Source organism: Komagataeibacter ossonobensis, from assembly GCF_057359305.1.
This window is the reverse complement of sequence record NZ_JBXAYQ010000003.1, coordinates 112,045-131,142: the sequence shown is the minus strand read 5'-3', so window position 1 is coordinate 131,142 and position 19,098 is coordinate 112,045. Positions and strand designations below refer to the sequence as shown.

The 19,098-nt window shown below is 56.9% G+C and carries 18 protein-coding genes, 1 tRNA gene and 1 other RNA gene; 14 read left to right on the top strand and 6 right to left on the bottom strand.

The window, feature by feature from the left end; all coding sequences use genetic code 11:
* Positions 1-211 precede the first annotated feature (211 nt).
* On the top strand, positions 212-667 hold the full coding sequence (locus AC1RQ9_RS04590) for a hypothetical protein (protein ID WP_485985758.1): 456 nt from the start codon (positions 212-214) through the stop codon (positions 665-667).
* A gap of 105 nt (positions 668-772) precedes the next feature.
* A complete protein-coding gene (locus AC1RQ9_RS04585; protein ID WP_485985756.1) occupies positions 773-3,760 on the top strand; it encodes a DNA polymerase type-B family protein in 2,988 nt (995 codons plus the stop codon).
* Positions 3,761-3,871: 111 nt separating this feature from the next.
* On the opposite strand, the gene AC1RQ9_RS04580 is transcribed toward AC1RQ9_RS04585, so the two are convergent.
* A complete protein-coding gene (locus AC1RQ9_RS04580; RefSeq protein WP_485985755.1) occupies positions 3,872-4,204 on the bottom strand; it encodes a hypothetical protein in 333 nt (110 codons plus the stop codon).
* Positions 4,205-4,540: 336 nt separating this feature from the next.
* The gene (locus AC1RQ9_RS04575; RefSeq protein WP_485985754.1) at positions 4,541-5,683 is read right to left on the bottom strand and encodes a 3'-5' exonuclease; all 1,143 of its coding nucleotides are present in this window, start codon (positions 5,681-5,683) and stop codon (positions 4,541-4,543) included.
* A gap of 278 nt (positions 5,684-5,961) precedes the next feature.
* Between AC1RQ9_RS04575 and AC1RQ9_RS04570 the strand changes: the two genes are divergently transcribed.
* Together AC1RQ9_RS04570 and AC1RQ9_RS04565 are read left to right on the top strand one after the other, a co-directional pair.
* On the top strand, positions 5,962-6,270 hold the full coding sequence (locus tag AC1RQ9_RS04570) for a plasmid mobilization protein (RefSeq protein WP_485985753.1): 309 nt from the start codon (positions 5,962-5,964) through the stop codon (positions 6,268-6,270).
* Positions 6,271-6,272: 2 nt separating this feature from the next.
* The gene (locus AC1RQ9_RS04565) at positions 6,273-8,045 is read left to right on the top strand and encodes a relaxase/mobilization nuclease domain-containing protein (protein ID WP_485985751.1); all 1,773 of its coding nucleotides are present in this window, start codon (positions 6,273-6,275) and stop codon (positions 8,043-8,045) included.
* 185 nt (positions 8,046-8,230) lie between these two features.
* Here AC1RQ9_RS04565 and AC1RQ9_RS04560 read toward each other — a convergent pair.
* Positions 8,231-8,320: transfer RNA gene (locus tag AC1RQ9_RS04560), tRNA-Ser, on the bottom strand.
* A 249-nt stretch (positions 8,321-8,569) separates the two neighbouring features.
* Between AC1RQ9_RS04560 and rplU the strand changes: the two genes are divergently transcribed.
* From rplU to proB, 4 genes are all read left to right on the top strand, one after another.
* A complete protein-coding gene (gene rplU / locus AC1RQ9_RS04555; protein WP_010513032.1) occupies positions 8,570-8,884 on the top strand; it encodes a 50S ribosomal protein L21 in 315 nt (104 codons plus the stop codon).
* A 65-nt stretch (positions 8,885-8,949) separates the two neighbouring features.
* Positions 8,950-9,219, top strand: coding sequence for a 50S ribosomal protein L27 (gene rpmA, locus AC1RQ9_RS04550; RefSeq protein WP_193732260.1), 270 nt, complete (start codon positions 8,950-8,952; stop codon positions 9,217-9,219).
* Positions 9,220-9,375: 156 nt separating this feature from the next.
* Positions 9,376-10,413, top strand: a complete 1,038-nt coding sequence (gene obgE, locus AC1RQ9_RS04545) for a GTPase ObgE (protein ID WP_485985749.1) — start codon at positions 9,376-9,378, stop codon at positions 10,411-10,413.
* Positions 10,410-11,561, top strand: coding sequence for a glutamate 5-kinase (proB, locus tag AC1RQ9_RS04540; protein WP_485985748.1), 1,152 nt, complete (start codon positions 10,410-10,412; stop codon positions 11,559-11,561). The genes obgE and proB overlap by 4 nt, the downstream gene beginning before the upstream one ends.
* Positions 11,562-11,770: 209 nt before the next feature.
* Here proB and AC1RQ9_RS04535 read toward each other — a convergent pair whose 3' ends face one another.
* Together AC1RQ9_RS04535 and AC1RQ9_RS04530 are read right to left on the bottom strand one after the other, a co-directional pair.
* On the bottom strand, positions 11,771-12,505 hold the full coding sequence (locus AC1RQ9_RS04535; RefSeq protein ID WP_485985747.1) for a hypothetical protein: 735 nt from the start codon (positions 12,503-12,505) through the stop codon (positions 11,771-11,773).
* Between the two features lie 66 nt (positions 12,506-12,571).
* A complete protein-coding gene (locus AC1RQ9_RS04530; RefSeq protein ID WP_010509284.1) occupies positions 12,572-12,847 on the bottom strand; it encodes a DUF2312 domain-containing protein in 276 nt (91 codons plus the stop codon).
* Between the two features lie 252 nt (positions 12,848-13,099).
* Here AC1RQ9_RS04530 and zwf point away from each other — a divergent pair, with 252 nt between their 5' ends.
* Positions 13,100-14,581, top strand: coding sequence for a glucose-6-phosphate dehydrogenase (zwf, locus tag AC1RQ9_RS04525; protein WP_193732263.1), 1,482 nt, complete (start codon positions 13,100-13,102; stop codon positions 14,579-14,581).
* A gap of 7 nt (positions 14,582-14,588) precedes the next feature.
* Positions 14,589-15,044, top strand: a complete 456-nt coding sequence (locus AC1RQ9_RS04520) for a hypothetical protein (protein ID WP_193732264.1) — start codon at positions 14,589-14,591, stop codon at positions 15,042-15,044.
* Here AC1RQ9_RS04520 and AC1RQ9_RS04515 read toward each other — a convergent pair.
* Positions 14,962-15,999 (bottom strand): alpha/beta hydrolase, encoded by a 1,038-nt coding sequence (locus tag AC1RQ9_RS04515; RefSeq protein WP_485985746.1) that lies wholly within the window; start codon positions 15,997-15,999, stop codon positions 14,962-14,964. The genes AC1RQ9_RS04520 and AC1RQ9_RS04515 overlap by 83 nt on opposite strands.
* A gap of 100 nt (positions 16,000-16,099) precedes the next feature.
* Here AC1RQ9_RS04515 and rnpB point away from each other — a divergent pair.
* The 4 genes from rnpB to ftsL all read left to right on the top strand — a co-directional run bounded on the left by rnpB (position 16,100) and on the right by ftsL (position 19,087).
* Positions 16,100-16,508, top strand: an RNA gene (gene rnpB, locus AC1RQ9_RS04510) — RNase P RNA component class A.
* Between the two features lie 334 nt (positions 16,509-16,842).
* Positions 16,843-17,316 (top strand): division/cell wall cluster transcriptional repressor MraZ, encoded by a 474-nt coding sequence (mraZ, locus tag AC1RQ9_RS04505; RefSeq protein ID WP_485985745.1) that lies wholly within the window; start codon positions 16,843-16,845, stop codon positions 17,314-17,316.
* Entirely contained in the window at positions 17,313-18,314 is a 1,002-nt protein-coding gene (gene rsmH / locus AC1RQ9_RS04500; protein WP_485985744.1) for a 16S rRNA (cytosine(1402)-N(4))-methyltransferase RsmH, read from the top strand. The genes mraZ and rsmH overlap by 4 nt, the downstream gene beginning before the upstream one ends.
* On the top strand, positions 18,311-19,087 hold the full coding sequence (gene ftsL / locus AC1RQ9_RS04495) for a cell division protein FtsL (protein WP_485985743.1): 777 nt from the start codon (positions 18,311-18,313) through the stop codon (positions 19,085-19,087). The genes rsmH and ftsL overlap by 4 nt, the downstream gene beginning before the upstream one ends.
* Positions 19,088-19,098: the final 11 nt, after the last annotated feature.

The following is a 19,098-nucleotide window of genomic DNA, read 5'->3' as shown; positions in this document are numbered from 1 at the left end:
TTTATGTTCTCTTGCAAAAACAGTGGTATATTACTTCTCAAGCGAACAACGCTGCTGGAGACAAGATGATGAAGCCGGAAATGGTCAAAGTTCAATTAACAATACCGGTGCAGCATTTACAGTCCTTCAGGGCATTCGCGAAGTTCTTGCGTCACCAGCGGAAACTATCGGTGGCGTCCCAAAACGACATGGAAACCCAAGGAGAAATATCATGTCAAACGCATCAAACAACTTCTTCGGCATCACAGCATATGCCGGGAGCGGTGGAGCAGTCACACAAGTGACGTTCTTCAACCCCGAGAACCGGACACGCCAGCCAGTGGGGTTCCCAAGCGTCCTGAAGGCATTGGAGACGCCAACCAAGCCAATTATCGTCCGGAACGCCTTTGAAGGCCGGTCGAAGGACAATGGCGTTGTGGACCCTAAGACGGTCACACCCGAAGTCAGGCTTGTTTACATGCCAAAGACCAAGGAACACCCGAAGGGTCTGGCCAACACGTTCCGTATCACCAAGGGTTATCCGGGGAAATCCATTGAAAGCCTTCAGGATGTGGCATCCCGTGATGACTTCGAATTCGACCCCGCAACGCTGATGCGTGATCTGTTGGAGAACAGCAAGCGTCTGAGCGAGCGTGGACAGGCTGAAGCCACAGACGACATCGTATGATCTGAAATCATCATGTTGGTGCAATGAAATTAGGGGGGCAGTGATTGGAACACTGACCCCCTTCTTATTTAGCGCGACTTGGAAACCCATAAAGGATACGCTGATATGGATGATACCACAGAATATGACGATATACAAGTTGATAAGATTATCAGTGAGTATTTCATTTCCGGTCGCAATGATGAATCATGCGATGGACACCCATTGTTTGATCGGAAACACCTGAAATCATATGACATTCTTAGAATCCTGAAGGCGCAGGGACAAGACCCCAAGCCTTTTATGGAACGTGTTCTATTCAATGACGGAATGTTCCCGCATGATGCTGATGTGCTTCTGACGTGGGACACTGAATATGTAGCCGTGGATGAAGACGGGAATCCTGTATGTGACGGGTCCGGTGAGTTCCGACCGACAACACGCAATGAGTGCCTTTCTTACCAGTTTTGTGCGGTTTTCTGGGACAGGGTGATGGGTGTGAAGCGCATCACGTCATTCCTTTGGTTCCCGCATCCTGACAAGCCTAAGCTGGCTCTGAAGGACATCTTCAGCCTTGTTTCCCATGAATTGCAAATTGGCAGAGACAGGGCGAAGTCTATTGCAATCAAGCGTGCTATGGAAAAGAACCCTGACAGGAAAATCAACAGTATTAAAGACTTTTCATTGAAGTTCTGCATGTTTGCTCATTTCTCGTCTGCTGAAATGTCTATGCTTTCAGACAGGGATAAATGGTCGAATTCTGTAAAAGGTGGTTTCGATGCTGTCCGTAAATTGCCGTTTACCTTGAGAATGAAGAAATGTCATGCTTCCTTATTGGACAGGCACACGATACCAGTCTCATTCTTTTGGAAGGACTCGATGCTTATTGCGCCTACTGGGTTTGGATCGCTGGACAAGCTGCTGTCTTTCGTGTCTATCCGGAAGATGTCGTTGTGCAGTTCTACACATGACATGAAGCCTGAATCGGTTCTCGTTAAGGGTATTCCGTCAAACATCAAGCCAATCCAAAGAATGGACTTGGTTCTTGCAAATGATCGCCATGCTTTCGAAGAATATGCGATGCGTGATGTTGTAGGACTCATGGAATATGTCTGCTATATCAACAGTATTTGTCAAGACAAGTTCGGGATTCCATTTGTCAAAGCCACACTTGGCGGTGTTGCTGTTGCCGCTTTCGGTAAATATCTGGACGAACAAGATTTGTCATTTGACGAATTCAAGGGTTTCAAAAAAGAAAAGATAATCAATAAGGAAGGGAAGCTACAGACTGTTTCTGTTCCTGACAGCATACGCCAATCTCTGGACTCTCTTGCAGGAAGTTCTTATATCGGTGGCCTGAATACTACGTTCAGAATAGGCATTTTCATTGATGGTGATTATGTTATTGTTGATATTGACTTCTCTGGTGCGTATCCGGCAGCGATGGCGTGCCTGCCATATCCAGATTGGTCAGGGTTTGAATATGTCACCCAAGACTTCGAGCATGCTGCAAATCTTTCTAAGCCTGTTCTTAATCCGAACAAAGACGCCAAGGTAAAAGGGTATCTCCCGCTCCTATTGGGACGCGTGAACTTCAAGCATAAGGACAATGAATTCAATCCATGCCTTAGCATAAATACGGCTCGTGGTCTCATGAATGTGCGGGAAGGCACAACTTATGTCACCACACCGGAAATCAATGCAATGGAACGTAAGGGCGTTGAAGTCATAAATGGTAATTTTTACAGATACCCCATACTTCTTGATGAAAGCGATCCTGACAACATGGGTATTGTTCTTGCATTGGCGCGTTTCCTTGAGATTCTACAGAAGGAACGGAAGAAGTATCCTAAGAAGTCACTTCTGAATACCATGTATAAGGAAATCTCAAACTCTCTCTATGGAAAGCTTGCCCAAGGCATCCAGCATCGCATTGTGCGTAATCTCGTTGGGTCTGGTGAGAAGCAGCTTAATGAATCCCTTGTGACGTGCCCCCTGTTCGCTGCCATCACTACTGGCATCGTCAGGGCTGCTCTCATTGACACCATTGACGCATGCGAATCTGTGGGCTGCAAAGTCCTGTCCGCCACCACAGACGGGTGCATGGTTGCTGTGCCAAAAACCATGATTACGAACTGGGATGACTTCGAGCATAACTATGAAGACTTGCGGACATATTGCCCGGTATTGTATGATGCGATTGCCGCTACCGATGGATGCAAATTGCTCGATATGGGTAAGCGAAACATGGGACTGCCAGCGGACAGCTTCCTTGAAGTCAAACACCGTGGTGATGAAGCTGTAACGCTTAAAACCCGTATGTATTTTATGAAATACAAGGGTGTTGTCCAGCATGTCGCTCGCGGCGGTCATAAAGCTTCTGATGGCAGCATGGAAGCTGGCGCGGCATTGCTTGAAGCCATCAATGATGATGTAGAAATCCGCGAACTCGAATTCGAAACATTGTCTTCAATGCGTGATGTGTTTGACCCAAACCAGCCGGACATAACGGACATCATCACTAAGCAATGTAAGCGACGTGCTAATGCCGATTATGACCAAAAACGGTGTCCAGACCATGACGTTCCCATGCAAGGGACAGTGACAGTGCCGTGGCAAACACTGGACGACGCTTTGAAGAACAGGGCTGCTGCTGACAACATCCGTAAACAGGGCCGCAGAGCGGGCTTGCATGAAGTCAAGCAGGTTGCGCGCGGCATCTCCCTGCGCGGTGGAACTGACAAGGCTGACAGGCGTGAAATCGCAAAGCTGATGGCCGGGGGACTAGGTGGCTGGAAGGTCATGCGTAAGGTTCGAAAAGGGAAGCAGACTTATGAAGTCCCGATGAAGCTGGCTGACCTTGCTGTCAAGCTACCGGACTTTACCCATGACAATCTTAGAAGCTACCGGAAGCGGCCATCCTTTAAGCCGCTGGTGCCATGCCTGAAGTCATTCAAGCAAATGGCTCTCATGGCCAAATCTGTAAACATGGCCCTTACCGTTTCCATGATGGCATCAGCTACCGCAAGCACCCCTGATGAAGTCCGTATGATCGCATCACGATCCGGCTTTGTGGACTTCCATGACGATGCTGACATCGTGATTGCTGCATAAGCGGTCAGCCATAAATTTCTTTAGGAGCCAGAAGTCGTGAATGTGCATCATTTCATGATACCCACCCACTATTCTGGCCAAGGGGCTGACGCCCCTGTGGAACCCCTGTCGTCATTTTCCAATGACTATTGAGCCATCAGCAAATCGCGGCTTGCTCATGTGCTTGTTATACGTGTCAAGCGCGATAATCAGTTCGTCCACAGCGTCCTGCAAACTGGCTGGTGCAGAGTCACCAATAGCCTTCATTGCCGCCATAACATGATGGACATTGCGAGCGACAAGACGCGAACTTGAAAACGCTTTCACTTCCAGAGTAGTGTCGCGTGCGATGTCAGCAATGACTTCGTAGTATGAAAGTAATTTTGCTTCATTCCGCTTCTTGAAATTCGCCTGATTTCTGCGGTTTTGCGCTGCCCTGTGCGCTTTCTTTTCTTCTGCCGTCATGATTAAAGATTGCATTGGAAAATCCCCCCGTTTTTTCTTTCCTGAATACAGTATAGCACAAAAATCAGATGATTACTAATCAAAACATAAAAAATTGTTAATGATTAGTAATCGGATGTTTGAAAACCTGATTTTAAGTGATTAGTAATCACAGGTATGCAATATAACATGTGATTTCTAATCAAGCCATGCTCTTACTGCATGATTAGATAATCAAGTTAATTTCTGTTAATTTTGATTAGTAATCAAGTATAGTGACAGTCATGAATTACATAGAAAAAGGGCAACAGAAAACCCCCTGTCATTGCTGATCAGGGGGCTTCATGAATTGTCATTTCATTGTTCAAGTTTAATAGTTTTCCATACTAAAGCAGTAGTGAGCGCATCACCTATTGCTGAATGCGGTCTACCAATAAACGATGCTCCGGCGCAATCTGCGGCGTCTGTGAGCTTCATGCCACCGTATCTATTCGCATACCTTTTCCATTTTTGGCCTGATGCTCGCATTGCACAAACAGTATCCAGACCACGAATCCATGATGTGTCAAGTCCATGTGACATTGCCGTCTGCTTTAACAAACGAATATCATATTCTTCATTGAAAATGACAACTTTCTTACCGACAAGAATGCTTTTCAGTTCATCCACAATATCAGGAAATTGCTTACATTCACTGACATCAGACGGCGAAATATCATGAATATCCTGCGCTTCATCCCATATCTCATGATGTGCTGGCTTGATCCGTTTATCCATGAGAACATTGCCATTCAAATCACAGACGCCGATTTCAATGATGACATCATCATCATCAAGGCCGGTGGTCTCTGTATCAAGAACCACAGTGTTTTCAAGCTCTTGTATGCGTTCTTCGCGAGCAATCTGGCGGGCCTGACGTTGAGCTTCCTTCATGATCTTGATGGGCTTCTCAAGTCGTTTGAATGACTTCATCAAATCATCAGGTAACTGGTCTTGGCTCGCGGCAATCGCATAATAATGCTGAATATCCCCGATTTCTCGGTCTTTCTTGAATGTTTTATAGACATAATCAAGTTTTCTCTTGAGCATATGAAAACGAAACACAGGCTCGACTTCAACCCACAGCGCCTTCATCGACGAACCCCACGAAAGATCGGAAACCCACCTGTCGTATGCTGATGCTTTCGCCGGAATAAAGTCAATCTTGAGATCATCCATATTCATGTTGTATCGCTTCACCAGCATTCTCTTGGTCTTTTCGATTATTTTGTTGCCGGAGCCATTCTTGTTATTCATACTCGCTTCTGCAATGAGCTTGAATGCTTTCATTATCGCCTTATGTGAACGGACATGAATAATGGAATTGAATTGAGCATACATCAATGAATATGCATACCAGTTTTTCCCCGCGAGACCTGATAAATCCATCTTCATTGCGAAATGAGTAACACCACCATCAATGACGAATTCACCACTATACGAGATGTCATAAATACTCATCTGTCTTGGTTTCTTATACCTTGCCATTGTCCTGTCTCCTTCTGGTAAATTGTCATGTCACACATTGTAATACATATATCGAGTATTACAGACATGGTGAAACGGACCTTATATCTGTTGAAGATTTCCGGGGGTTCCACAGGGGCGTCAGCCCCTTGGCCAGAATAGTGGGTGGGTATCATGAAATGATGCACATTCACGACTTCTGGCTAAGGGTATAAATAGTAATCATTGGACACTGTTAAGATGTGTCTCATGCACAGCATGGAGAGCATACAATGTCCCGAAAAACTGAAAACATGAGTGTCCGTATCAGCCCGGAAGATAAGGCACTAATACATGCCGTTTCCGGTGGGAACGTGGGTGGATACATTAGACGATCCGCACTGGAAGCTGCCGTTCATGGTCAGTTCATTTACCCTGAACTTGTCGCCATAAATAAGCAGCTTCGTGCAATGGGTAACAACCTAAACCAGATTGCTCGAAAGGCAAATTCAGGTCAGACCATCAGTGATATCGAAACCCTTGTGAAAGATATCAGGTCATATCTTGCGCCACTTGATGACTTGATGGCGAAGGTGATGTAATCATGATTATCAAAGAATTGTCACTCATACCCGCCACTCATAAAGCGTCTCACAATGCTGCCAATTATGTTCTGAATACTTCGGAAGGCAATGAACGCATCGAGTGCAGGCAAGGTTCTATTGAAGACGCTATTAGCGGTTTTCGTTGTGCTGAACGCTTCAACCGTAAGCACTCAATGCTTCACTTGGTCTTCGCATCCAAAGAGCCTTTGACTCATGAACAATACACCGATGCCTTCAGGGCACATGGTCAGGAGTTCGGTTATAAACCGTCTGACGTTCTGGTGGCAGCTAAACATGTGAAGCCCCGTGAGAACGGCGCTGAAGAGCACTATCACCTGTTGGTCAGAATGATTGATCCAGAGACAGGCCATCGACTGAACAGGGACAGAAGCTTTCAGCGTGGTGAACTGGTTCAGCGTGAATTTGAACACCGCCACGGCCTTGAAATCTTGTCAGGTTCACACAACGGGTATGTGATCAAAAACACCAAGAATGAAGAACTCAAGCGAATCCTGATGGACATGAAGCGTCCGGAAAAGGCGTTCACTCGTGGTGAACAGGGTCTTGCGAAACGGAACGGTCACGATCTCCGGCAGATCAGGACTGAAATGCGGGACTTGTGGGGTCGCTGTGATGGCTGGAAGTCATTCACAGCGGCACTCAAGTCTGAAAGGGGATGGGACATTGTTCCCGGCACCAAAAAGCCGGACGTGCTCGTGATCAATGATGAAAACGGTAAATACGTTGGGTCAGCGGGTCGCATGCTTGGCTTTCGGAAAAACGACCTTGATCGACTCGTGCAAGCGTCTGTGGACGATGTTGTGGCACCGCCAACCCCCGTGGAGTCTCCAAAGACTGACAAGCCTGTAAAGCCCGCTGTGGTGGCTTCCAAGCCAGTTCCAAACCCTGAACCCGTGAAGGCCGATAAGCCGTCTGTGAAGGCACCTGCCAAGCCTTCAAAGGGTGGTTCAACAGGGACTCGCGTCACGTTGTCGTCCTTCATCAAACAGTCGATGAAAGGGAAGACCGAACAGGAACGGAATGCGGAAATTTTCGCTGAAAACAAACAGCGGGAAGATGCCGAAGCCATCAAGAAGCAGGTTGCTGAACAGAATAAGTTTTATGCAGAATATTTTGAGATGCTGGACAAACTCATTGAGCAAACCATCACGGTGAAGCGTGCTGAAATTGGTGAAGAACCTTTCAAAGGGAAACCTAAAGCTTTCCACAAAGAACGGCTGGAAAAGATATATTTCAACAAGGTCAATGAAGCTTTGCAGAATTATATAAGTGCCAAAAATTCAGTGTTTTTGTGGAGTTCCGACAAGCAGCGTGATTTGCTGGTTTCCCGCTTGAAACAGTATGGTTTCCATCAGAACGGTGTCACATTGGACGTTCTGCTTAGTGATCCATCACCGGAAACCCTGCGCCAGCATTGTGAAACATTTGCGGCATCAAAGATCATTGCACGCCATGCGATGGTGAAAAAGCATAACGAAAAACTGATGGACCATGCGGAGATGAAAAAAGACCTGTTCAGGCTCCGTGACCGAATCCGTGAATGTGACGATTCGAAGCTTCGGAAACTCGCTCTGAACGATCCCATCGCCGCTGTGAAAATGATGCATGAAATGGACGCTCAGGACAGTCCTGAAACCACCCCGGATAGGAGTCCGGAACCCGCTCCCGGAGCACCTGAAACGGATGCTCACGGACAGCCTGTGAGACCGTCCAAAAAGGTCAAAAAACTGGTGGTGCCCACTATGCGCTGATTTCTGCCGATTTTCAGGCTGTTGCAACCTGTTTCACACCTGTAGCAGCGCCCAGTATATACAAATCCATTGACGGGTGAGACGTTTTATGTCTGCACCCGTTCAAGGATTCGGCTGTTTCCCAAGGAAAAAGCGTGTATATACAAAAACATAGCATAGCTACGTTCTGCATGCGTTCACCGCGCTGGCGGAGAGAGTGGGATTCGAACCCACGGTGCCCGCGAAGGCACAACGGTTTTCGAGACCGCCCCGTTCGACCGCTCCGGCACCTCTCCAACTGCACGCGGTGATGCAGCGGCTTATAGGGGCGTGCGCAGGGCGGCGCAAGGGGTCTTTTTTCACCCTTTGCACATGTCCATAAAAAATATTGACCTGTGGCGGCACACCCAGTAAAAGCCCGCATTCACCCCGCGCGAACGGGGACCGCCGCATGATCGCGGCCAATATAAAAAAGCGACTGGGCCGTGCCGCCTGCATTGAAACAATGCCGCGCACGCCAAGAGATCGGAAAGATAGATAAAGACATGTTTGCAGTTATCCGTACCGGCGGTAAGCAGTACCGCGTTGCCAAGGACGCCGTCCTGAAGATCGAAAAGCTGGAAGCCGAAGCCGGCTCCACCATCACGTTCGACCAGGTCCTGGCCGTTGGCGGTGAAGGTGGCACGACCATCGGCGCGCCGACCGTCAAGGGTGCGACCGTCACGGGCACCGTGATCGCACAGGACCGTCTGGCCAAGATCATCATCTTCAAGAAGCGCCGCCGGCAGAACAGCCGCCGCAAGAACGGCCACCGCCAGCCGGTGACCGTGGTGCGCATCTCCGCGATCAACGCCGCCTGATCCCTCGCCCGGTTCAGGCCGGGCAGGTCAGATCAGAAAGATTTCAGTTTTAAGGAGTTCAGGCAATGGCACAAAAAAAGGCAGGCGGTTCATCCCGTAACGGGCGCGATAGCGCCGGACGTCGCCTTGGCGTCAAGAAGTTTGGTGGCGAAAGCGTCATCGCAGGCAACATCATCGTCCGCCAGCGCGGCACGAAGATGAAGGCAGGCGTGAACGTTGGCGTCGGCCGCGACCACACCCTGTTTTCGCTGGTGGACGGACATGTGAAGTTCGAACGCCGCGCGGAAGGTCGCGTGCATGTTTCCGTGCAGACCCTGCCGCTGGCAGCGGAATAAGGTTTACGCCTTAATCACTGCGGGAATACCCGAATTGAAGGGGGCGGTCATTCTGGCCGCCCCTTTTTTCGTATGATGCCGGACCACGTTTTCTGGTATCATGCACGCACATAAGGCACGTGCGCAGGACTGCACGCGCCCACCGGATCGCAGGCAATGAAGTTTCTTGACCAGGCCAAAATCTATGTAAAATCCGGCGACGGCGGGGACGGTGTCGTCGCCTTCCGCCGGGAAAAATATATCGAATTTGGCGGTCCGGACGGGGGCAATGGCGGCCGGGGCGGCGATATCATATTCGAGGCGGTCGATAACCTGAACACCCTGATCGACTTCCGTTACACCCAGCATTTCCGCGCGCGCAAGGGCGGCAATGGCGCGGGGTCCGACCGCACGGGGGCTGCGGCCGAAACGGTGGTCATCAAGGTGCCGATCGGCACCCAGATATTCGATGAAGACCGCGAAACCATGCTGGGTGACCTTGATGTCGCGGGCAAGCGCCTGCTGCTGTGCCGTGGCGGCGATGGTGGTCGGGGCAACGCGCATTTCAAGACCAGCACCAACCGTGCCCCCCGCCGCGCGGACAAGGGATGGCCGGGCGAGGAACGCTGGGTCTGGCTGCGCCTGAAGCTGATTGCCGATGTCGGGCTGGTCGGCCTGCCCAATGCGGGCAAGTCCACCTTCCTGTCCACCGTATCGGCGGCGAAGCCCAAGATCGCGGATTATCCCTTCACCACGCTGCACCCGCAGCTTGGGGTGGTGCGGCTGTCGGTTACGGAAGAATTCGTGATTGCCGACATTCCCGGCCTGATCGAGGGCGCGCATGAAGGCAGCGGGCTGGGCGACCGGTTCCTTGGCCATGTCGAACGCTGCGCGGTGCTGCTGCACCTGATTGATGGGACAGCGGAAGACGTGGTCGAATCATGGCGCACCATCCGCCATGAACTATCGGAATATGGTGGTGGCCTGGCGGACAAGCCCGAAATCATCGTGCTGAACAAGATCGACGCGCTGTTGCCTGAGGAAATCGAGGAACGCAGAACGGCGCTGGAACAGGCCTGCGGGCATGACGTGATGTGCATGTCCTCGGTCGCGCATATGAATGTGGATACCGTGTTGCGCCGGTTGCAGGATTTTGTCACCCACGACCGCGCGGAAAAGGCCGGACAGGAAAAGGGGGAGATCCCCGCGACATGACGGATACCCCCCTGCCCCAGCTGCGTACGGCGCAGCGCGTTGTCGTCAAGATCGGCAGCGCCCTGATTGTTGACCCCGAACAGGCCGCGCCCCGCCAGGCATGGCTGGACAGCGTGGCGCAGGACATTGCCGCCCTGCGCGCGCAGGGCACGGAAGTGGTCGTGGTGTCGTCCGGCGCGATCGCCCTGGCGCGCCACCAGCTTGGGCTGACGCGGCGCGTGCTGCGGCTGGAGGAAAAGCAGGCCGCGGCTTCCGTCGGGCAGATCCGGCTGGCGCAGGCATGGACCGATGCCCTGTCGCGCTTCGATATCACGGCGGCGCAGCTGCTGCTGACGCCTGATGATACCGAAAACCGCCACCGCTACCTCAACGCCCGTGCCTCGCTCAATACATTGCTGGGACTGGGCTGCGTGCCCATCATCAACGAAAACGACGCCATCGCCACGACCGAAATCCGCTTTGGCGACAATGACCGGCTGGCCGCGCGCGTGGCTGAAATGATCAATGCGGACCAGCTTGTCCTGCTGTCGGACATTGACGGGCTGTACACCGCCGACCCGCGCAACAATCCCGATGCAAGACACCTGCCGGTCGTGGCCGAACTGACCGACAGTATCGAGGCCATGGGCGGCGCACCCCCGCCGGGTTATTCATCGGGCGGGATGCGGACCAAGCTCATGGCGGCGCGGATTGCAACCCAGTCAGGCTGCGCCATGGCCATTACGCAGGGCCAGCCGCTGCACCCGCTGGCCCGGCTGCGTGATGGCGGGCGCTGCACATGGTTCCTGCCCGCAACCGATGCCCGTTCGGCCCGCAAAAGCTGGATCGCGGGCAGCCTGACACCCGCGGGGCAGGCCGTGATCGATGATGGCGCGATCCGTGCGCTGACGATGGGGTCATCCCTGCTGCCGGCGGGCGTGACCACCGTTACGGGTGATTTCGACCGGGGCGACCTGATCGCGGTCATGGACCGGCACGGCAACCGGATCGCCTGCGGCCTTGCCGCCTATGCGGCGGATGATGCGCGGCGGATTGCGGGGCACCAGTCTGATGAAATCGAGGACCTGCTGGGCTGGCAGGGCGCGGATGAACTGATCCACCGCGATGACCTGGTGCTGCTGATGCGGACAGAACCTGCAGCTTCCTGATAATTCACTGAAAAGAAAAAGTTTTTGGTGAAGTTTTGTTCAAAAAGCTTCAAAGAACGCCGCCTTTCTGAAAAAAGGCGGCACCCAGAAACTTTTATCTATCAATGAACTGGTTTCAGACGGCATCTTGAACCGCCCGTGTTCCCTGAAGCTTTTTGAAAAAGCTTCACCAGAAACTTCTTTATGATCTGCCGTTTACGCCAGCATCCCTATTCCGGGCGTGGCGGCCAGCGCAGGGTGGGTTCCGCGCGGCTTCCGCGATCGGGCGGCCAGACCGATGCCCGCACCGGGCGCGCGCCACGGCTGGCGGCGTCATCACGCGGGGCCATACGGCTCCATTCGGACAGGGGCGGCATATCATGGTCCGCGCGCCGGTCATCCGCATCGTCGCGTTCGGGCGCGCGGGACACATAAGGCCGCTGTGCCTTGCGGGCGGAAGACAGCACATCCCATTCCTCCGCCATGTCATGCCGCGGCGGCGCACGCACGGGTTCGGGTGCCCGGATCGGCTCCACGGGCCGGATCGGTTCGGACCGGGGCTGCGGGCGTACCGGGGCAACGGGGCGGATGGGCTGCGTGGGTGCCGCACGCGCGGGGCGGCGTTCATAGGCGGGAATGTCGGTTGCGTCCCCCGCGCCATCATAATCCGTCACGGCAGGCTGCGGGGGGCCGGGTTCCCATACGGGGGCGGACGGGGCCACGATGTCCGGCAGGACATCACCGGCGGCGGGCGGCGCGGGGGCGGCCGCATGCTGGCCCATGGCGATGACACGCAGTTCCGCCTGCAGGTCATCAAGCTGTATGGCCAGGTTATCCAGCCGTCCCTTCACGCCAAAGACCGCGAAGGGCACCAGCAGCCACACCAGCGTAAACAGGATGCCGCCAATCAGCAGCACGGCCTGCGCCCACGCGGGCATCCATTCGGGAAAAAGGGACGACAGCATGTATCGTGCCACCTGAACTGAAGTTACCCGGCAATGCGGGCGGTTTTCCCCCGCACCGCCAGACCATTACATGCCCAGCGCGCGGCGGTAGATGTCAAGCAGGGTTTCCTGTTCTTCCACCTCGGCCGGTTCCTGCTTGCGCAGGCGGATGATCTGGCGGATCACCTTTACATCAAAACCGGCGGACTTCGCTTCGGTAAAGATATCCTTGATATCGCCAGCAAGGGCCTTGCGCTCTTCTTCCAGGCGTTCAACGCGTTCGATAATGCTGCGCAGGCGGTCGGCTGCGATACCGCCGACGGCGGCAGACTTGTCTTCCGCCTCGAAATTGTCAGCATTCATGGCAGGTGTCTCCAGATATCGTGATTGTGCCGTTCCGCGCCCATCAGCACACATGAAGGGAATGTCACTAGGCGACGGGGTGGAAGGGCGGGATTATCGCGCCGTCGCCCGATGGTCAATGCCAACTTGACAGCCCCGAGAGACGGGCCGTAATCGAAGCGGCAGCCCGTATGCAGCTTTTGCGGCATGCCCCAACCCCACGCATGCCCCCCGGCATGTCTGGCACATTATACAGGCAGGAGGCCAACTTCCATGGCACATCTTCCCCCCGTTGACACCTTTGACTACATCGTTTTCGGCGGGACAGGTGACCTGACCATGCGCAAGCTGCTGCCTGCGCTGTATCACCGTTACCGCGACGGGCAGATTCCCGATGATTCCCGCATTATCGGCACCGCGCGTTCCCCCCTGTCGCGCGCCGACTACCAGCAGCGCGCGCATGCGGCGCTGAACGAACACGTCAAGCCCGGGGCGCTGGATGACGCAACCGTGCAGCGTTTCCTGAACATGGTGCATTATGTCAGCCTGAACGGGGCGGAAACGGACAGCGACTGGCCCGCGCTTAAGGCCCTGCTGGACGCCGTGCCCGCCACCCGCATCCGGGTCTACTACCTTGCCACCTCCCCCGCGCTGTATGGGCAGATCTGTGAAAACCTGAATACGCAGGGACTGATTACCGGACAGTCGCGCGTGGTGCTGGAAAAACCCATCGGCACCGACCTTGCCAGTGCGGAGGCGATCAATGACAGCGTGGGCCGCCACTTCCACGAAAACCAGATTTTCCGCATTGACCACTACCTGGGCAAGGAAACGGTCCAGAACCTGATCGCGCTGCGTTTCGCCAACCCGGTGTTTGAACGGCTGTGGTCATGCGATGCGATCGATTACGTGCAGATCACCGCGGCCGAGACCGTGGGGGTTGAAGGGCGCGGCGCGTATTACGACCGGTCCGGCGCGCTGCGCGACATGATCCAGAACCACCTGCTGCAGGTGCTGTGCCTGGTGGCGATGGACCCGCCGGTCTCACTGGAAGCCGACAGCGTGCGCAATGAAAAGCTGAAGGTGCTGCACGCGCTCAAGCCCATCGCGGCCGATGACGTGGCGATCTATACCGCGCGCGGGCAGTACATGCGCGGCACGATTGGCGACAGGACGGTCGGCAGCTACCTGGAGGACCTGGGCGAAGGGGTGACGAGCGAGACGGAAACCTTTGTCGCGCTGAAGACCGAAATCCTGACATGGCGGTGGGGCAACGTGCCGTTCTACCTGCGTTCGGGCAAGCGGATGGCGGAAAAATCCAGCGAGATCGTGATCCAGTTCAAGTCGGCGCCCTGGTCGATCTTCGCCAACCGGCCCGAACCCAACCGCCTGATCATCCGCATCCAGCCCGATGAGGGGGTGATGCTGTCGGTTTCAACCAAGGACCCGACGCCAACCGACAGCCTTGCGCTGCGTCAGGCCGACATCAACATCGAATTCGAAAAGGCCTTCAACGTCCGCTATCCCGACGCGTATGAACGCCTGCTGCTGGATGTGGTGCGCGGGGACCCGATCCTGTTCATCCGCCGTGACGAAGTGGCCGCCGCATGGCGCTGGATCGACCCGATCGAACAGGGCTGGCGGGAAAACAAGGCCCCGCTGGAACCCTACGCCGCTGGCACATGGGGGCCGGAAGGCGCGCGCAACCTGCTGTCGCAGTCCGGGCACCTGTGGCACGAGGACATGAAGAAATGACCCCCGCATGACCAAAGCCCCCGCATCCACACCGCCGCGCCTGACCCGCAGGCGCGCGCCCGTCAGCCTGAAACAGCGGATCGTGCGCCGGGTGCTGATGATCGTGCCCATGGCGGCCCTTGTCTTTCTGGTCGGCCGCATGGGCTGGCTGGATCAGGCGGCGGACAAGCTGACGTTTTCACGCACAAGCTGGTTTGACAACACCGCACTGGTCGAACATTTCCGCACCATCGTCACCCATAACGGCATGACATCGGATTCCAAGGACTGCCTGCTGTTCGTACTCAACGGTAACGACCCGCCGGACGCCACCCGCATTGACGTCATGGAAAAACATTCCGGCAAGTGCCCCGGGGACCGCAACACCCTGCCGCACCTGTTTACGCTGCAGATCGATCGGATTGACCAGACGGTACGGACGGACTGGCAGTCACCGGGGGTGTTCCACCCGCTGCCGCGCTGACCCCGCGCGCGCCACGCAGGGCGCGTTTCAGGGCATGGGCGCCATAGCGTATGGCCTCCCGCCCGGCGGGCAGGAAGGCGTAGAAGTTCAGGAACCCGTGTACCGTGCCCCGCCATGTGCGGGTTTCGGCCTTGCTTCCGGCCTGCTGCATGGCGGCGGCATAGCCTGTCCCCTCGTCATGCAGCGGGTCGCATTGCGCAAGCCCGATCACCGCAGGCGCCAGTCCCGCCAGTGACGATGCATAGATCGGGGCCAGGCGCGGGTCGCGCAGGTCGGCGGGCGTGCGGACATACTGTTCGGCATACCATTCCATAAGTTTGGTCGACAGCATGTAGCCGCTGGCATAGGTCTGGCGCGACGGCACGTCACGTTCACCATACAGGGATGGGTAATACAGCAGTTGCATGGCCAGTTCCGGCCCGCCCCGGTCGCGCGCCATCTGCGCCAGCACGGCCGCCAGCGTGCCGCCCGCGCTGTCGCCCGCCACCGCGATGGGACCGCCCCAGCGGTGGGCTTCCCCCGCCAGCCACTGCAGCGCGGCCCAGCAGTCATCCACGGCAATGGGAAAATGGTTTTCAGGGGCAAGGCTGTAGGCAATGGACAGCACCGCCGCCCCCGACTGCCGCGCCAGCCGGCAGCAGATGCCATGGTGGGAATTCAGCCCGCAATGCACATACCCGCCCCCATGCATGAACAGCACCACGCCATGCACCCGGCCATAGGGCACGTACAGCCGCGCGGACAGCATGCCACGACTGCCCGGCACGCGGCATGCGATGACGCGCCGCACCTGCAGCGATGACAGCGCCATGGGAAAACATGGGCGGTCCAGCTTCGCGCGCATGTCCTCCAGCGTATGGGGTTCATGCGCGCGGCGGGCCGCACGCAGCTTCATGCCCCCCAGCAGCAGGCGGGTCAGCAGGCCGGGGCGGGACACGGCGGTGGGGTCTGGCATGGGGCTTCTCCGGCGGGAACACGAACACGGACGGGCCGGGCGGCCCATATCCATCATTTATCGCTTGACGCCAGATGCATGCACCGCCAGTTTCCGCATGCCAGACGGTCGGACGGTCGCTGTCGCGTGGTCATACACGTGATGGAGGAAAGTCCGGGCTCCACGGAAAAACGGTGCCGGCTAACGGCCGGCGGGGGCGACCCCAGGGACAGTGCCACAGAAAACAGACCGCCCCCACGGCAATGCCCGTAGCAATACGGGCCGTGTTGGGGGCAAGGGTGAAACGGTGCGGTAAGAGCGCACCGCATGCATGGCAACATGGATGGCAGGGCAAACCCCACCGGGAGCAAGACCGAATAGGAACGGCGGATGGGCCGCAAGGCGCCATCAGGGGTTTCCGCCCCGTCGTTCGGGTTGGTCGCGCAAGGTGTGCCGCAAGGCCCATCGCAGAGGAATGACCGTCCCGCCCCATGGGCGGACAGAACCCGGCTTACAGACCGTCTGGCATCTTTTCCTATCCCGGGTGTGAAACGAGGTAAGCAACCCCCTTCACCCAGAGTTGTTTACAAGTATTAACACTAAAGAACAAAACATAAACATGTCACATTGCTGCCATATTGGCCCCGACTTTCCCCCTTTACCTGCAGGTGTGGGCTGCTGTGCTATAATAACTGCAGTTTTCAGCCATCTTTCCTACATCTTTAATTGACCACCCATGAAATCCCATGTTATCCCATGGCCATACCGGAACAAAGGGTGGCGGCCGGATTCCGGCGCTGTCGCCTGGCGGTCTGTCATTCATCCGGTTCCTGAAATTCATGCCAAGGGAGGGCATCGCGCAGCGTGAGTGTATTCCTGGGCACACACCAGAACCGGCTGGATGCAAAGGGACGGGTTTCCATTCCTTCCACATTCCGCGCCGCACTGCGTGCCCGGGCCAAATCGGGCGAGCCACTGGCCATACTGCGCCCGTCCCATCTGCATCCCTGCCTTGAGGCATGGCCCGCCGATGCTTTTGCCGCACTGACCCGCCCGCTGGATGAAATGGACATTTTTTCCGAAGACCACGACGACCTCGCCACCGCCCTGTACGCCGATGCCTATCCGTTCGAGGCCGACAAGGAAGGGCGCATCCTGCTGCCGGAATCGCTGCGGACCTATGCGGGGCTGACGGATCAGGTCACATTCATGGGACTGGGCCGCACCTTCCAGATCTGGGATCCGCAGGCGGCAGCCGACCGCCGCACCGCCGCACGTGAACGCGCCCGCCGCCTGACGGCGGGCCGGGGCGCCCCCGCCACGGGCACGCCGTCATGAACGGCCCCTTCCCCCCGCACGATCCCGGCCATGTGCCCGTCATGCTGGCCGAGGTCATGGAATACCTCGCCCCGCATGATGGTGGCCGTTACGTGGACGGCACGTTTGGCGGTGGCGGCTATGCGCGCGCCATCCTTGCCGCGTGCGACTGCCAGCTGTGGGGCATCGACCGCGATCCCGCCGCCATTGCGCGTGGGCAGGCCCTTGCCCCCTCCTTCCCTGACGACCATGGCGCGTCCCGGCTGCACCTGCTCCATGGCGGGTTTGCCGACATGGCGGATTTGCTGGCGGACGGTGGCATCACGCAGGTTGACGGCATCGTGCTGGACCTGGGCGTATCGTCCTACCAGATTGACGAGGCCGAGCGCGGCTTCTCCTTCCGCATGGACGGACCGCTGGACATGCGCATGAATGACACGGGGCCGACGGCGGCCGACGTGGTCAACACGCTGCCCGAAGCGGAACTGGCGGACATCATCTACCATTATGGCGAGGAACGGCTGTCACGCCGCGTCGCCCGCGCCATCGTGGCCGCCCGGGCGGAAGCCCCGCTGCTGCGCACGGCGCAGCTTGCGGATGTGGTGCGTTCGGTCGTGCGTCCCGACAAGTCGGGCATCGACCCCGCCACCCGCACGTTCCAGGGCCTGCGCATCCACGTCAATGACGAACTGGGCCAGATCAGCCGCGTGCTGGAAACCGCCCCCCGCCTGCTGGCGCCCGGCGGGCGGCTGGTTGTCGTATCGTTCCATTCGCTGGAGGACAGGCTGGTCAAGCAGGCGATGGCGCGCGCCGCGGGCCGCATGCCCGCCCCGTCCCGCCATGACCCGCGCGCCATGACCGCGCGCGCGGCCCCCACGGACTTTACGCTCCTGACCGGACGCCCCATCCGGCCGGGAGAGGACGAAACCCGCCGTAATCCACGTGCACGCAGCGCAAGACTGCGCGCGATGGAATGCATTGCCCCCTCATCCATTCCAGCATCGGAAACTGCCGAATGAGTCGGTTTGTCACGTTATTCTTCGCCGTGGTGGCCGCGGTCTCCGGCCTGTTCCTGTATAACAAGAAACAGCAGACGACCGCCCTGGACCACCAGATCGCACAGATCGTGGAGCAGACCGAACACGTACGTTCGCAAACGGCGATGCTGCGCGCCGAATGGGCCATGCTGAACCAGCCCGACCGCCTGGGCACGCTGGCCAGCCGGTATGACAAGGGGCTGCAACCCGTAACACCGGGCCAGTTCGTGCAGATGTCGGCCCTGGCATCCCACATGCCCGCACCCGGCAGCCCGCTGCACCATCCCGCCCCGGCCCCGCGCGCAACAATGGTTGCGACGCTGGCCGCCGACCATGTCGTGATCCCGCCGGTGCATGACGCGGCCCCCCACGTGGCCCCGGCCATGCCGGTCGCGCCGCATGTCGACCATGTGGCGGCGGCCCCCCGCCATGCCGAGCCCGCACCCGCAGCGCATGACGCCCTGGCCCGCGCCCTGGCGCAGAACGATGTCCGCCCCGCCCGCGCCCCGGTGGCCGAACGCGTGCATGCGCCCGAACGCCCGGTGGTGGTGGCCGCAGCCGAACCCGCCCATGCGACGGTCGCGCATGACACCGTCATATCCCCCACCCGCATGGGCGGCGGCTACCACCAGCACAGCCAGAACATAGCCGAGGCCGCATGGCACCCGGCAGCGGCGGCCGTACGCATGGGCGGCAGTTCCCTTGGCACGCCCCATGTCAGCGCCCTGCCGCCGCCGGTGCCTGTCAGCAACTGATCCCTGATCCC